Annotated in this window: 13 protein-coding genes, 2 tRNA genes and 1 riboswitch; of the genes, 7 read left to right on the top strand and 8 right to left on the bottom strand. The window is 61.0% G+C overall.

Annotation, left to right across the window (positions count from 1 at the left end; translation table 11 throughout):
- The 4 genes from JBO08_RS25250 to uvrB all read right to left on the bottom strand — a co-directional run bounded on the left by JBO08_RS25250 (position 1) and on the right by uvrB (position 4,049).
- Positions 1–58, bottom strand: a tRNA-Glu gene (locus JBO08_RS25250).
- Positions 59–122: 64 nt separating this feature from the next.
- Positions 123–198, bottom strand: a tRNA-Ala gene (locus JBO08_RS25245).
- Positions 199–345: 147 nt separating this feature from the next.
- On the bottom strand, positions 346–1,827 hold the full coding sequence (gene gltX, locus JBO08_RS25240) for a glutamate--tRNA ligase (RefSeq protein ID WP_065874127.1): 1,482 nt from the start codon (positions 1,825–1,827) through the stop codon (positions 346–348).
- Positions 1,828–2,033: 206 nt separating this feature from the next.
- Positions 2,034–4,049, bottom strand: coding sequence for an excinuclease ABC subunit UvrB (gene uvrB, locus JBO08_RS25235; protein WP_065880879.1), 2,016 nt, complete (start codon positions 4,047–4,049; stop codon positions 2,034–2,036).
- Between the two features lie 342 nt (positions 4,050–4,391).
- On the opposite strand from uvrB, the gene JBO08_RS25230 reads away from it, so the two are divergent.
- Together JBO08_RS25230 and JBO08_RS25225 are read left to right on the top strand one after the other, a co-directional pair.
- Complete coding sequence (locus tag JBO08_RS25230; RefSeq protein WP_065946357.1) at positions 4,392–5,588, top strand: amino acid aminotransferase; 1,197 nt, start codon at positions 4,392–4,394, stop codon at positions 5,586–5,588.
- Positions 5,589–5,698: 110 nt separating this feature from the next.
- Complete coding sequence (locus JBO08_RS25225; protein WP_038442076.1) at positions 5,699–5,908, top strand: hypothetical protein; 210 nt, start codon at positions 5,699–5,701, stop codon at positions 5,906–5,908.
- Positions 5,909–6,180: 272 nt separating this feature from the next.
- Here the strand turns inward: JBO08_RS25225 and JBO08_RS25220 are convergent, their stop codons facing one another.
- A complete protein-coding gene (locus JBO08_RS25220; RefSeq protein ID WP_065874131.1) occupies positions 6,181–7,053 on the bottom strand; it encodes a putrescine utilization regulator PtrR in 873 nt (290 codons plus the stop codon).
- A gap of 103 nt (positions 7,054–7,156) precedes the next feature.
- Here JBO08_RS25220 and JBO08_RS25215 point away from each other — a divergent pair, with 103 nt between their 5' ends.
- On the top strand, positions 7,157–8,539 hold the full coding sequence (locus tag JBO08_RS25215; RefSeq protein ID WP_065880877.1) for an aldehyde dehydrogenase family protein: 1,383 nt from the start codon (positions 7,157–7,159) through the stop codon (positions 8,537–8,539).
- 65 nt (positions 8,540–8,604) lie between these two features.
- Here JBO08_RS25215 and JBO08_RS25210 read toward each other — a convergent pair whose 3' ends face one another.
- Together JBO08_RS25210 and JBO08_RS25205 are read right to left on the bottom strand one after the other, a co-directional pair.
- Positions 8,605–8,910 (bottom strand): protealysin inhibitor emfourin, encoded by a 306-nt coding sequence (locus JBO08_RS25210; protein WP_065880876.1) that lies wholly within the window; start codon positions 8,908–8,910, stop codon positions 8,605–8,607.
- Between the two features lie 14 nt (positions 8,911–8,924).
- Positions 8,925–9,989, bottom strand: coding sequence for a M4 family metallopeptidase (locus JBO08_RS25205; protein WP_065880875.1), 1,065 nt, complete (start codon positions 9,987–9,989; stop codon positions 8,925–8,927).
- Between the two features lie 127 nt (positions 9,990–10,116).
- On the opposite strand from JBO08_RS25205, the gene JBO08_RS25200 reads away from it, so the two are divergent.
- Positions 10,117–11,061: a DNA/RNA non-specific endonuclease gene (locus JBO08_RS25200; protein WP_220075151.1), complete on the top strand. Its 945-nt coding sequence runs from the start codon at positions 10,117–10,119 to the stop codon at positions 11,059–11,061.
- A 341-nt stretch (positions 11,062–11,402) separates the two neighbouring features.
- Here JBO08_RS25200 and JBO08_RS25195 read toward each other — a convergent pair whose 3' ends face one another.
- A complete protein-coding gene (locus tag JBO08_RS25195) occupies positions 11,403–11,846 on the bottom strand; it encodes a hypothetical protein (RefSeq protein WP_065890602.1) in 444 nt (147 codons plus the stop codon).
- A gap of 118 nt (positions 11,847–11,964) precedes the next feature.
- A riboswitch (cobalamin riboswitch) is annotated at positions 11,965–12,160 on the top strand.
- A gap of 115 nt (positions 12,161–12,275) precedes the next feature.
- On the opposite strand from JBO08_RS25195, the gene JBO08_RS25190 reads away from it, so the two are divergent.
- From JBO08_RS25190 to JBO08_RS25180, 3 genes are read left to right on the top strand one after another with little or no spacing between them, the layout of a single operon-like run.
- On the top strand, positions 12,276–13,286 hold the full coding sequence (locus tag JBO08_RS25190; RefSeq protein WP_065874138.1) for an ABC transporter substrate-binding protein: 1,011 nt from the start codon (positions 12,276–12,278) through the stop codon (positions 13,284–13,286).
- The gene (locus tag JBO08_RS25185; RefSeq protein WP_065880872.1) at positions 13,283–14,299 is read left to right on the top strand and encodes an iron ABC transporter permease; all 1,017 of its coding nucleotides are present in this window, start codon (positions 13,283–13,285) and stop codon (positions 14,297–14,299) included. The genes JBO08_RS25190 and JBO08_RS25185 overlap by 4 nt, the downstream gene beginning before the upstream one ends.
- Positions 14,296–15,060 (top strand): ABC transporter ATP-binding protein, encoded by a 765-nt coding sequence (locus JBO08_RS25180; RefSeq protein WP_065880871.1) that lies wholly within the window; start codon positions 14,296–14,298, stop codon positions 15,058–15,060. Before JBO08_RS25185 ends, JBO08_RS25180 begins: the two co-directional genes overlap by 4 nt.
- Positions 15,061–15,101 lie beyond the last annotated feature (41 nt).

The raw sequence follows: 15,101 nt of genomic DNA, 5'->3' as shown, positions 1-15,101 counted from the left end.
TAGGGGACTCGAACCCCTGTTACCGCCGTGAAAGGGCGGTGTCCTAGGCCACTAGACGAAGGGGACAAAACCTTCTGTACATCAACTCAAGGACGGTGTGGCCAGACCTTGAACCTGTAAATTGGTGGAGCTAAACGGGATCGAACCGTTGACCTCTTGCATGCCATGCAAGCGCTCTCCCAGCTGAGCTATAGCCCCTCATCGGTGAGGACGGGGCGAATCTTAATGGCGGTTTAGAAGTGTGTCAAATTTATTTTCAACAATTTCCAAAGTTTTTTGCCGGGATAACAATCACTTACCGGTGAAACCCCGGAAAACCGGGGTTTCACCGTTACAGCAGCCTGCTTAGGCGATAGCAGCCAGCAGTTTTTCCCACTCTTTGTTTTCTTTCTTCGACACACCACCAAGCAAATCAAGGGCTTGGCGTAGACGGAAACGCGTCAGGTCCGGGCCGAGAATTTCCATCGCATCGAGTACCGACACCGAACTGGCCTGCCCGGTGATCGCGGCAAACATCAAAGGCATGGCGTCGCGCAGCTTCAATTCCAGGGACTCCACCACCGCCTGGATGGTCGCGGTGATCGCATCCTTCTCCCATTGGCGCAGGCTTTCGAGCTTCCACAGGATTAATTGCATCAACTGGCGAACCTGATCACCGGAGAGTTTCTTGGACTCAAACAGCTTGGCATCCGGGTTCACGCCACCCGCGAAAAAGAAGCTGGCCAACGGTGCGACCTGGCTGAATGTTTCCACCCTGCCCTGCACCAGCGGCGCGATCTTCATCATGTACTCAGGGTTCAACGCCCACTGCTGCACGCGGCTGGCGAACTCTTCCACCGGCAAGTCACGCAGCCATTGGCCATTAAGCCACGACAGCTTCTCGATATCGAAGATCGGCCCGCCCAGAGACACGCGGGAAAGGTCGAAGTTGTCGACCATTTCCTGCAGCGAGAACTTCTCGCGCTCGTCCGGCATCGACCAGCCCATGCGACCCAAGTAGTTGAGCATGGCTTCCGGCATGAAGCCCATGCGCTCGTAGAAGGTCACCGAGGTCGGGTTCTTGCGCTTGGACAGCTTGCTCTTGTCCGGGTTACGCAGCAGCGGCATGTAGCACAGCTGCGGCTGTTCCCAGCCGAAGTACTCGTAGAGCAGGATCAGTTTCGGCGCCGACGGCAGCCATTCTTCACCGCGCAGCACGTGAGTGATGCCCATCAGGTGGTCGTCGACCACGTTTGCGAGGAAGTACGTCGGCAAGCCGTCGGTCTTCATCAGCACTTGCATGTCCATGCGGTCCCACGGGATTTCGACGTCACCGCGCAGCATGTCCGGCACCACGCACACGCCTTCGCTCGGCACTTTCATGCGGATAACGTGCGGTTCGCCAGCGGCCAGGCGGCGGGCGACTTCTTCTTTCGACAGCAGCAGCGCACGGCCGTCGTAGCGCGGGGTTTCGCCGCGGGCCTGTTGCTCGGCGCGCATCTGGTCCAGTTCTTCGGCGGTGCAGAAGCACGGGAACGCATGACCCATGTCGACCAATTGCTGGGTGTACTGCTTGTAGATGTCGCTGCGCTCGCTCTGGCGATACGGGCCATGGGGGCCACCAACGTCCGGGCCTTCCGCCCAGGTAATGCCCAACCAGCGCAGGGCATCGAAAATCTGCTGTTCCGACTCACGGGTAGAGCGCAGTTGATCGGTGTCTTCGATCCGCAGGATGAATTCACCGCCGTGCTGCTTGGCAAAGCAGTAGTTGAACAAGGCGATGTAAGCAGTGCCGACGTGGGGATCCCCAGTAGGCGATGGCGCAATGCGCGTGCGGACGGTGGTCATGGCAGGTCTCGAATGGGCGATAAAGCTGAAAATTGAAACAAGGGGGGAATGGTAACAGCCTGGGGTGGTTGGGCTCCAGCCTGGGTGAATCAGGGAGACCGAGGCGCGGCCATCGCAGGCAAGCCAGCTCCCACATTTGACTGTATTCACAAATCAAAATATGGGAGCTGGCTTGCCTGCGATGAGGCCAGTCCTGTCAGCGCAGATCAAACAGCCAAAAGACGCTCACGCAACTTACCAATCTCATCCCGCATCTGCGCCGCCGCCTCAAACTCCAGGTCCCGCGCCAACTGGTACATCTTCTCTTCCAATTGCCGAATGCGCTTGGTGATCTCACTCGGCGAGCGCAGTTCGTTCTCGTACTTGGCGCTTTCCTCGGCAGCCTTGGCCATGCCCTTGCGCTTCTTGCTGCGCGAGCCCGGTACCACGGCGCCTTCCATGATGTCGGCAACGTCCTTGAACACGCCCTTGGGCGTGATGCCATGCTCCAAGTTAAAAGCAATCTGTTTGTCGCGGCGGCGCTCGGTCTCGCCAATCGCCCGCTCCATGGAACCGGTAATGCGGTCCGCGTAGAGAATCGCCCGCCCATTGAGGTTACGTGCCGCGCGGCCGATGGTCTGGATCAGCGAGCGTTCGGAACGCAGGAAGCCCTCCTTGTCCGCATCGAGGATCGCCACCAGCGACACTTCCGGCATGTCCAGACCTTCACGCAGCAGGTTGATCCCCACCAGCACATCAAAGGTGCCCAGGCGCAGGTCGCGGATGATCTCCACGCGCTCCACCGTATCGATGTCCGAGTGCAGGTAACGCACGCGCACGCCGTGGTCAGCCAGGTAGTCGGTCAAGTCTTCAGACATGCGCTTGGTCAGCGTAGTGACCAGCACCCGCTCTTCCAGGGCCACGCGTTTGCCGATCTCCGAGAGCAAGTCATCGACCTGGGTCAGCGCCGGGCGGATTTCGATTTGCGGGTCGACGAGCCCCGTCGGGCGCACCAACTGCTCAACCACACGGCCCGCATGCTCGGCCTCGTAATTACCCGGCGTGGCCGAGACAAAAATCGTCTGCGGGCTGATGCTCTCAAACTCGTCAAAACGCATTGGCCGGTTATCCAGCGCCGACGGCAGACGGAAACCGTATTCCACCAAGGTTTCTTTACGCGAGCGGTCACCTTTGTACATCGCGCCGACCTGCGGCACGCTGACGTGCGACTCGTCGATCACCAACAGCGCGTCGTCCGGCAAGTAATCAAATAGTGTGGGCGGCGCCTGCCCGGAATCACGACCCGAGAGATAGCGCGAGTAGTTTTCGATACCATTGCAGTAGCCCAGCTCCAGGATCATCTCCAGGTCGAAGCGGGTGCGCTGCTCAAGACGCTGGGCTTCCACCAGCTTGTTATTGGAACGCAGGTACTCCAGGCGCTCGGCCAACTCGGTCTTGATGCCCTCGATGGCGCCCATCAGGGTTTCGCGCGGGGTCACGTAGTGGCTTTTCGGATAGAACGTGAAGCGCGGCAGCTTGCGGATTACCTCGCCGGTCAACGGATCGAAGGCCGACAGGCTCTCGACTTCATCGTCAAACAGTTCGATGCGGATCGCTTCCAGGTCGGATTCCGCCGGGTAAATATCGATCACATCGCCGCGCACGCGGAAGGTGGCACGGGCAAAGTCCATGTCGTTGCGCGTGTATTGCAGGCTCGTCAGGCGACGCAGCAACTCGCGCTGGTCGAGTTTGTCGCCGCGATCAACGTGCAACACCATCTTCAAATAGGTTTCCGGGCTGCCCAGGCCGTAGATGCACGACACCGTGGTGACGATGATCGCGTCTTTGCGCTCCAGCAGCGCCTTGGTCGCCGACAGCCGCATCTGCTCAATGTGGTCGTTGATCGACGCGTCCTTCTCGATAAAGGTATCGGAGGACGGCACATAGGCTTCGGGCTGGTAGTAGTCGTAGTAGGAAACGAAGTATTCCACCGCGTTATTCGGGAAGAACGCCTTGAACTCGCCATACAACTGCGCGGCCAGGGTCTTGTTGGGCGCCAGTACCAGGGTGGGCCGGTTGATCTGCGCGATCACGTTGGCGATGCTGAAGGTCTTGCCCGAACCTGTCACCCCGAGCAGCGTCTGGTGGGCCAGGCCGGCTTCGATGCCCTCGACCATCTGGCGGATGGCTTCCGGCTGATCGCCAGCGGGTTCAAAGCGGGTGACGAGTTGGAAATCCGACATAACATACCTCGTGTAGTCACCCCAGACTGTAAACCCGTCGAGGACGAAATAGACCACCACCCGCGAAGATTCAGAGCGGATAGTAGGAAAAAACCATGATAGCCATAGAAGTGGTGGCGAGTGCGCCGGGTTTCAAGGCAATCGTCCTACGCGACCCTTCCGATCCCTGTTGCAATAAGACTAACGGTCAGCAAATAAACCGAAAAACTTGGCCGAAAAGCCGTTTCGGCTGTCGCCCTCAGCCGTGATGGCCTCTATACTAGCTCCCCGTTTGTGCACCGCTCTAGTGCATTCGGCTGGAGCGCGACACGTCCCTCCCTTCCCCCATAGAGCTGCCGCAAAATGAGCCTGTTCTCCGCTGTCGAAATGGCACCACGCGATCCTATCCTGGGCCTCAACGAAGCATTCAACGCCGATACACGAACCACCAAGGTCAACCTTGGCGTGGGCGTTTACTGCAACGAAGAGGGGAAGATTCCACTCTTGCGTGCCGTTGCCGAAGCGGAAGCCATTCGCGTGGCGCAACACGCCGCCCGTGGCTACTTGCCGATCGACGGCATCGCGGCGTATGACAAGGCCGTGCAAACCCTGCTGTTTGGTGCTGAGTCGCCACTGCTGGCTGCGGGTCGCGTTGTGACCGTCCAGGCCGTTGGCGGCACCGGCGCCCTGAAAATTGGCGCCGACTTCCTCAAGCAACTGCTGCCAGACGCCGTTGTCGCCATCAGCGACCCAAGCTGGGAAAACCACCGCGCCCTGTTCGAAACCGCAGGTTTCCCGGTGCAGAACTACCGCTACTACGACGCCGCCACCCACGACGTAAACCGTGCCGGCCTGCTCGAAGACCTCAACGCCCTGCCGCCACAGTCCATCGTGGTGCTGCACGCCTGCTGCCACAACCCGACCGGCGTCGACCTGAGCCCGGCCGACTGGCAGAACGTGCTGGACGTGGTCAAGGCCAAGAACCTGGTGCCGTTCCTCGACATGGCCTACCAGGGCTTTGGCGACGGCATCCACGAAGACGCCGCTGCCGTACGTCTGTTCGCTGATTCGGGCCTGACCTTCTTTGTGTCCAGCTCGTTCTCCAAGTCGTTCTCGCTGTACGGCGAACGTGTGGGCGCGCTGTCCATCGTTGGCGACTCCAAGGAAGAAAGCGCGCGCATCCTGTCCCAGGTCAAGCGTGTGATCCGCACCAACTACTCCAACCCGCCGACCCACGGCGCGGCGATTGTTGCAGCGGTGCTGAACAACCCTGAGCTGCGCGCCCAGTGGGAAGCCGAACTGGCGGAAATGCGCCTGCGCATCCGTGGCATGCGCGAGCAGATGGTCGCCGAGCTGGCCAAGGCTGCTCCGGGCAAGGACTTCAGCTTTGTCGGCCGCCAGCGCGGGATGTTCTCCTACTCCGGCCTGACCGTTGAGCAAGTCACCCGCTTGCGCACCGAGTTTGGGATCTACGCACTGGATACCGGGCGTATCTGTGTGGCGGCGCTGAACCAGTCGAACATTGATGCGGTCACAACGGCGATTGTTCAGGTTCTATAACCTGGCGGCGCCGCAAGAAGGGAAGCTACGGCTTCCCTTTTTAATGCCTGTCAGAAAATGCCCTGCTCCCCTAGACTGAACCCTGATTGCCCCTTTGCTGTGAGAGCCTTATGAGAAACGATGACCTGGACCTGCGTGCCGACCGCGACGAGCTGGACCACTTCACCCCACGCGCGCCGCAAGCCAAGCGCCAGAAGAGCTTGGTGTTGCAGGTAGCGCTCGGCGTGTTCCTCGGAGGCCTGGCACTGTGGCTGGTGCAATTGGGTGCGACCGCGTTAATGGCAAAACTGGCGATGGGCACCCTGCAATTCGGCGGCTGATAGCGATCAAATGTGGGAGCTGGCTTGCCTGCGATGCCAGCACCTCGGTGTATCAGGCAAAACGAGTTGATGCTATCGCAGCATAAGTATCTACACATCTTGAGCGAGCCCTCTGCGTAGCAGCTGTCGAGCCCTGGCGAGGCTGCGTCAGCGGTGTGTCAGACAGACCGCAAACGCAGCCTCGCCAGGGCTCGACAGCTGCTACGCACTATCACATTGAAAATGTGTAGATATCTGTGGCTATCGCAGGCAAGCCAGCTCCCACATTCGATCTACTGCGTTACCAAAGCGCGTTCCTCCAGCAACTTCACAAAGCTGTTCAAACTCTGCGACACCGTGCCCCGGCGCCAGATCAGCCAGGTGTGCAAGATCCGGAAACTCTCCGTCAGCGGCCACACACTCACCGCCGCAAACCCCGGCATGCTTTCCAGCATGCTGCGCGGCATCAGCGCCACCCCGGCCCCGGCGCTGACGCAGGCAAGCATGCCGTGGTAGGACTCGATCTCAAAGATCTTGCCCGGTACCGCGCCGTCCTGTGAGAACCAGCGCTCAAAGTGGTGTCGGTACGAGCAGTTCGAGCGAAAGGTGTAGATGTTCTCGCCGTTCACCTCTTGCCCCCGGGTAATCGGCGCGTGATGCAGCGGCGCAATCACCACCATCTCTTCTTCAAATACCGCTACGCCCTCAAGGGTGCTGTGCAGCACCGGGCCATCAACAAACGCCGCCGTCAACCGTCCCGACAGCACGCCTTCAATCATCGTGCCCGATGGCCCGGTGCTCAGGTCCAACTCAACCTTGGTGTGCTTCTGGTTATACGCCGCCAGCAACGCCGGGATACGCACCGCCGCGGTGCTCTCCAGCGAGCCGAGGGCAAACGCGCCCTGGGGCTCCTCCCCCGCCACCGTCGCGCGGGCTTCCTGCACCAGGTCGAGGATGCGCCGCGTATAGCCGAGGAAATTCCAGCCGGCCGGCGACAGGCGCAAGCGGCTTTTCTCGCGGATAAACAATTCCACGCCCAGGTCCTGCTCCAGTTGCTTGATGCGCGTGGTCAGGTTCGACGGCACCCGATGAATCAACTGCGCGGCGGCGCTGATGCTGCCTTGCTCGGCAACGGCCTTGAAGATTTCCAGCTGCACCAGATCCACATCATTCTCCAATCGTGAACGTATTGCTTAATATTATTCAGTTTCCAGAAAAGAGATAGCCCCGTAGGCTGAACTCAACGTATTCATTCAGCAGGACGGCGCCATGAACGCAACCACCCATGCCCTCTCGATTAACCCGGCCAACGGCGAAACCGTTGGCAGCTATCCCTACGAAACCCATCAGCAACTGGACGCCGCCCTCGATCGGGCCACCAGCGCGTTCCGCACCTGGCGCCGCCAGCCAGTGAGCCAGCGCGCCGAGTTGCTGCTGAGCCTGGCCAACGCCCTGCGTGACCAAGCCGAAGAAATGGCCCAGACCATCACCCTGGAAATGGGCAAACCCATCGCCCAAGCCCGTGCCGAAATCGAAAAATGCGCGCAACTCAGCGAATGGTACGCCGCCCACGGTCCGGCCATGCTCGCCCCGGAACCGACGTTGGTGGACAACGGCAGCGCCCAGATCGAATACCGCCCGCTCGGCCCTATCCTGGCCGTCATGCCGTGGAACTTCCCCGTATGGCAAGTGCTGCGCGGCGCCGTGCCGACCATGCTTGCCGGCAACACCTACGTGCTCAAACACGCACCGAACGTAATGGGCAGCGCCTATCTGATCCAACAAGCGTTTAAAAAGGCTGGCTTCGCCGAAGGGCTGTTCGAAGTGATCAACGTGGCCAACGAAGGCGTGTCCAAAGCCATCGCCGACCCACGCATCGCAGCCGTTACCCTGACCGGCAGCGTGCGTGCCGGCATCGCCATTGGCTCCCAGGCCGGCGCTGCACTGAAAAAATGCGTGCTGGAACTCGGCGGCTCCGACCCGTTCATCGTACTCAACGACGCCGACCTCGACGCCGCCGTGCAAGCCGCCCTGATCGGCCGCTTCCAGAACAGCGGCCAAGTCTGCGCCGCCGCCAAGCGCCTGATCATCGAGGCCGGCGTGGTGGAAACATTCACCGTCAAATTCCTGGAGGCCAGCCGCGCCTTGGCGATGGGCGACCCCACCTCAGCCGCCACTTATATTGGCCCGATGGCCCGCTTTGACTTGCGCGACGAGCTGCACGGCCAGGTCCAGGCCACCCTGGAAGAAGGCGCAACCCTATTGCTGGGCGGTCACAAAGTACCCGGCGCCGGCAACTTCTACGAACCGACCGTACTGGCTGACGTCACCGACCAGATGACCTCGTTCAAGCAGGAACTGTTCGGCCCCGTGGCCTCGATCATCACCGCCCGCGACGCCGACCACGCCGTGGCCCTGGCCAATGACAGCGAGTTCGGCCTCACCGCCAGCATCTTCACCACCGACCCGGCGAAGGCACGCGATATCGCCAACCAGTTGGAAACCGGCGGGATCTTCGTCAACGCCTTCAGCGTTTCCGACCCTCGGGTGGCGTTCGGCGGCGTGAAAAAAAGTGGGTTCGGCCGCGAATTGTCGCACTTCGGCGTACGCGAATTCTGCAACGCGCAAACCGTGTGGCTGGACCGCAAATAAGCCGAGCACTCCCTGTGGCGAAGGCGCTTGCTCCCGCTGGACTGCGCAGCAGACCTAAAACGGCCTCAACACCGAATATGCCTGCGCACGCACTGCACCAGCCCGTCCAGTGCCTGGGACTTCACCGGCGCCAGCACGCACACCGTGTGCTCGCGCTGGCCCTCTGTCACGGTCAGGGTGTAATGCACCTGGCCTGGCTTCCCGGACTCCGGAACGGTGCTCTGCGGCAACTGAAAAAAGTCTGAAGCCGCGATCAGTTGCCGCAACTCCTGCTGATCCTGCTCAGGCAGAGCGTCCAGCTTTACCGTACGAGGCTGGGCCAAGCCGGGAAAAAACGCCGGTCCGCCGTTTTCCTTGATCGAAATCTGCATGGTTGTTCCTCACGTCAGACCGAAATGCCGACCGCTTTCCAACCTTCCTTGACCGCCTTCTGCTCATCCTTGTTCGCGCCGTAGAGTCGGCCGGCAATATCGTAGGTGATGCGCGCAAAGCGCAGAAACCCCGAGTTGGGCCGCAGCCGCGCATCGCGCAACGCGTCATACCAGATACGCCCGGCGCGCTCCCAGGCGAACCCGCCCAACTTCGTCGCCACTTGGTAGAACGCATGGTTGGGGATGCCGGAATTGATATGCACCCCACCATTGTCCTCGTAGGTCTGCACAAAATCATCCATGTGCCCAGGCTGAGGGTCCTTGCCCAGCAGTTCGTCGTCAAACGCGGTACCGGGGGCTTTCATCGAGCGCAGGGCGGTGCCTTTGATCTTTGGCGTAAACAGCCCCTTGCCGATCAGCCAGTCGGCGTCTTGTGCCGATTGCTGCAGTGCATATTGCTTGATCAGTGAGCCGAACACGTCCGACAGCGACTCGTTCAACGCGCCGGACTGATTGAAGTACATCAGCTTGGCCTCATCCTCGGTGACGCCATGGGCCAACTCATGGCCAATCACGTCGAGCGCCACTGTGAAGCGATTGAACAACTGCTCATCGCCATCACCAAACACCATCTGGGCCGAGTTCCAGAACGCATTGTTGTAGTTCTGGCCAAAATGAACGGTCGCGTCCAATGCCATGCCGGCATCATCGATGGAGTTGCGGTCGAAGACCTGCTCGAAAAAATCAAAGGTGGCGCCCAAGCCATCGTAGGCCTCGTCCACCGCCGCATCACCGCTGGCGGGCTGCCCTTCGCCACGGACCAGCGTTCCCGGCAGGCTGTCGGTGCCCTCGGCGCTGTAGATCGAACGCCGCTTGCCTGCGCCCATGGCCAGGGCCATGTGAGCGGGCCCTTTGGCGGGCACCGCGACCATACGCAGCGAGCGAAACGTGCTGTCTTTGGCGCGGGTGCGCAACGCGATTTCCCGCTGCGCTTTATCACCGTTGCGGGCGATCTGGTCGAGCATGTAGGGCGGGATCAGGCAGAAAATCGGATTGCGATGCTGCTGGCGAACACACATTGGCTGGCTCCATTTGGCATGTGACAACGTCCGGGTATCGACTCAGGATAGCCCCCTGGGATCAACGCGTGTCATCAATTGTCATTAACCTATGTTGCAGTCGTGTTTATCCAAGGAGGACTGACCGATGCCCGCACGCAAAACCAAAATCGACCTTTCGTACCGCCCACGGCTCGCCGACCTGCGCCCGCTGCTCGCGCCGAGCCCCACTCTGCTGGAGGCCAGGGCGGCGACGCCACGCGTCACTGCGGCCAAGGATTTCAAGGACCGGAGCGGCTACGCCGAGGATTTTCTCGGCAGCTTCGTGGTGCCCTGGCCCACCGTTGAGGACGCGATTGCGGATGATGTACAGACGCTGAAAGAGGGCGGCGACCGCCTGGACTACACGCACTTCTCGGTGACGATGTCACGCTCAAGGCGCCTCGCGCTGTACGTGGGCGCCAATATCGACGGGGGGCTGCATGTGGACGTTGCCCGTAGCAACGACATCTGGGCCTACGATGGCCGCCTGCCCATCGACGCGCAGGTGGGCGAAGACCTCTACGCCAGCAATGGCCTTGATCGCGGCCACCTGGTACGCCGACAGGACCCCAATTGGGGCGACGAGGCGAAAATCGCCAACTTCGACACATTCCACTTCACCAACTGCTCGCCGCAGATGAGTGGGTTCAACCAGAAGACCTGGCTGGAGCTCGAAGACTATATTCTCGATAACACCCAACGCTGGAAAGCCCGCGCCACCGTGTTTACCGGGCCGGTGTTTGCCGACGACGACCGAGTGTACCGGGGCGTTAAAATCCCCAAGGCCTTCTGGAAAGTCGTCGCCTACCTCGGTGACGACGGCAAGCCTCGCGCGAGTGCCTACATGATTGACCAGAACCGCGAATTGGGCCAGCTCGAGCTGGTGTTTGGCCAGCTCAGGACCTACCAACGCAGTGTGGTCCAGATAGAACGGCTGACCGGCCTCCGTTTTGCCAACCTCGCCGACTACGACGGCTTCAGCAACGAAGAACGCGCCACCGGCACGCGGATTGAAGCGCTGATACAAGGTCCGGAAGACATTCGTCTCTGACCGAACGGACGACGTACATCAAGTGTGGGAGCTGGCTTGCCTGCGAAGACGGCGGCACAGGTATCTACATATTTTCAATGTGAAAGTGCGTAGCAGCTGTCGAGCCCTGGCGAGGCTGCGTTTGCGGTCTGTCTGACACACCGCTGACGCAGCCTCGCCAGGGCTCGACAGCTGCTACGCAGAGCGCTCGCTCAAGATGTGTAGATACTTCTGGCTATCGCAGCGGTTCGACAAGCCAACACCCACATTTTGATCTGCGGTGATTGGCCGACTCCGTCCAACATCGGCCTAGACGCGGAACAACAGCGCCAGTTTGCCCAGACGGCTCTAAGTGCGAGTAGTCATTGCGCATTGATGTAATGAAATTGCGCCTGGGTCTTTTCAACGGCCGCACGCACTGTGTCTCTTTGTGCATCGGTGCCCGAGTAGTAAATCTGCATCCCGTTCAAATCCTGCCCTTCGACCGCTTTGCTGATCACAGCAACGTCAACTGGGCTGCCGGCGCCGATAATCAAAAAGAACACATCGCCCATGCGTTTTGCATTCAGCAATTCGCCCCTGAGGTGGGCGGCGTTCTGATCACTGGCCATGGCAATCGCCAGCGTATCGCCAAACAAACCGGTTTTGGGGATGCTCATCGTGTGCAAACGGAGCTTGTCCGAGCCGGCGGGCATCGACTTGACGTACGCGGTGGCGGCCTCGTCAAGAATCTGCTTTTCAGATTTGCCCTGCGTGGCGCAACCGGCGAGCGTGGCGATAAGGGCGAGGACGATTAATGATTTCACTGTGCTTTCCTTGTGTGAAGACTATCCATGGGATGCGCATCATAGGATGACGAACTCCGCGAGAGCTACCACCGTGTTCACGCCTCGAGTATTTGGAGCTCCCGCTAAGGTGCCTGATCGACTACCATACCGCGCCGGTTCCCAAACGGGACTAATAGGGAATCCGAAGCGCGCTACACCCGCGCCAATCGGAACTGCCCCCGCAACTGTAGGTGCTGAGCCTGCTCCTTAATGCCACTGGATCACGTCCGGGAAGGCTGGAGCGTGGCGACGACGCATCAGTCAGGAGACCTGCCGGCTTAAGCTCAATCACTAACCGGCGGGGTGTCCGGGAAGGACACGCTTGCCTGTCTCCACCACAGTGCCCAAGGGTGTGTTTCCGAACCGTACCTCCCCAGTTCCACGTACGGTTCACTCGGAGATTGCCCCATGCTGCCACGCGTCACCGCCCTGCTCGCCGGCGTCAGCTTCTGTGCCCTGGCCCAAGCCGCGCCCACCCACTACCCACTGACCGTGGAAAACTGCGGCAGCCGCCTGACCTTCCAGCAGGCTCCCGCGCGCAGCGTGACGATTGGCCAGGCGGCTACCGAGATGCTTTACGCGCTGGGCGTGGGCGATAAGGTGGTGGGCACTTCGTTGTGGTTCAACAGCGTATTGCCGCAGTTCAAGGCGCAGAACGACAGCATCGAGCGCCTGGCCAACAACGAGCCGAGCTTCGAAGCGGTGATCGCCAAGCGCCCGCAACTGGTAGCCGCCGAGCTGGAATGGGTGGTCGGGCCACAAGGCGTGGTCGGCACCCGCGAGCAATTCCATGAGCTGAAGATCCCTACCTACCTGCTGCCCTCCGACTGCGAAGGCAAAGACAACCTGGTGGGCGCAGATGGCACGCGGCTGGAGCCTTTCCGCATCGCGACGATCTATAAAAGCATCAGCCAACTGGCGCAGATTTTCGACGTACAGGACCGCGGCGAACAATTGAACGACGAACTCAAGGCGCGCCTGGCCAAGTCGGTCGCCACTGTGCAAAGCAAAGGCCTCAAGCACGCCAGCGCGTTGGTGTGGTTCTCCAGTTCCGAGATGGCCAGCGACCCGTACGTGGCCGGCCACAAAGGCATTCCCGAGTTCATGCTGCAAACCCTCGGCCTTTCCAACGTGGTGCAGTCCGATGAAGAGTGGCCCGCCGTCGGCTGGGAAACCATCGCCAAGGCCAACCCGACCTTTTTGGTCATCGCACGCATGGACCGGCGCCGTTACCCGGCTGACGACCATGAAAAGAAACTGGCCTTTTTGCGCAGCGACCCGGTCACGCGCAACATGGACGCGGTGAAAAACAACCGCATCATCATCCTCGACGCCATGGCGCTGCAGGCCAGCATTCGTACGTTCGACGGCCTTGAACAACTGGCGGCCGCCATCGACGGCTACGACCTGCACAAATGACTGCCAGCCTGATCCGGACCCTAGTTGCCCTGGCCTTGCTACTGATCGCCCTGCTCGCCGGCGTGGCCATCGGTGAAACCGCCATCTCGCCGCAGGTCGTGCTCCAGGTACTCGCCAACAAACTGTGGGCGGCCGGCTATGTGCTGGACCCGATCGATGAGGGCGTGGTGTGGAACTACCGCCTCACGCGCGCCCTGGTCGCTGCCGCGTGCGGGGCGGGGCTGGCAACGTGCGGGGTGATCCTGCAGTCGTTATTGCGCAACCCGTTGGCCGATCCGTACTTGCTCGGCATCAGCGCCGGCGCCTCGACTGGCGCGGTGCTGGTGGCGTTGATGGGCGTGGGCGGCGGGCTGATTTCGTTGTCGGCGGGTGCGTTTGTCGGCGCGGTGGCGGCGTTTGCCCTGGTGATTCTGCTGGCGCGCGCCAGCGGTTCGTCGAGCGGCACCGGCCAGATCATCCTCGCCGGCATTGCCGGATCGCAGCTGTTCAATGCGCTTACCGCGTTCCTGATCACCAAGTCGGCCAGCTCCGAACAGGCGCGCGGCATCATGTTCTGGCTGTTGGGCAACCTCAGCGGCGTGCGCTGGCCGTCGGTGTGGTTGGCGGTGCCGGTGGCGGTCGTGGGCTTGGCGGTGTGCCTGTGGCATCGTCGGGCGCTGGATGCGTTCACCTTTGGCAGTGACTCGGCGGCGTCACTCGGTATCCCCGTGCGCCGCGTGCAGTTTGTGTTGGTGGGCTGCGCGGCACTGGTGACGGCGGTGATGGTGTCGATTGTCGGCGCCATCGGCTTTGTCGGGCTGGTGATCCCCCACGCCGTGCGTCTGTTGCTCGGCACCGGGCACTCACGCTTGCTGCCGGCCAGCGCGCTCGGCGGCGCGCTGTTTTTGATTGCAGCGGATGTGCTGTCGCGCACGCTGATCAAAGGCCAGGTGATTCCGGTCGGCGTGGTCACGGCGCTGGTCGGTGCGCCGGTGTTTGCGCTGATCCTCATTGGCCGGAGGAACGCGCGATGAGCGTTTTAAGCTGCACGGGGTTGGGCTTCAAGGTACGTGAGGCTGAGTTATTACGCGATATTCACCTGGACGTGCAGCTGGGTGAAACCTTGGGGATTGTCGGGCCAAACGGTTCCGGTAAATCCACCTTGCTCAAACTGCTGGCAGGCTTGCGCGCGCCGGCATCTGGCGAAGTATTGTTGGGCGGCCAGCCTTTGGGCGACCTGTCCCGCCGCGCCATCGCACAGCAACTGGCCGTGGTTGAGCAACAGGCTGACACGGACGATGCCATCCGCGTGTTCGACGCCGTGGCGCTGGGCCGTACGCCTTGGTTGTCGGCGCTGAGCCCGTGGTCCAGCGAAGACGATGCCATCGTGAACCAGGCCTTGCATGACGTCGACGCCACTCACCTGAGCAAACGCGCCTGGCGCAGCCTCTCGGGCGGTGAACGCCAACGCGTGCACATCGCCCGCGCATTGGCGCAACGGCCACAGATATTACTACTGGATGAGCCGACCAATCATTTGGATATCCAGCACCAGTTGGCGATCTTGAAGGGGGTGCAAGGGCTGCCGGTGACCACATTGATTGCGCTGCATGACCTGAATCAAGCGCTGACCTGTGATCGGCTGGCGGTACTGGATCGTGGACAGTTGGTGGCGCTGGGCAAGCCGATGGAAGTGCTGACGCCGCAGCGCTTGCAGGAGACGTTTGGGGTGCAGGCGCACTACCTGACAGACCCGTTTGATGGCGTGCAGATACTGCGGTTGCGCCCGAACTAGAGGCTTCACACAATACACATGTGGGAGCTGGCTTGCCTGCT

The organism is Pseudomonas sp. LAP_36, from assembly GCF_019456785.1.
Taxonomy (GTDB): domain Bacteria; phylum Pseudomonadota; class Gammaproteobacteria; order Pseudomonadales; family Pseudomonadaceae; genus Aquipseudomonas; species Aquipseudomonas tritici.
This window is presented reverse-complemented; position numbering and strand designations above follow the sequence as displayed.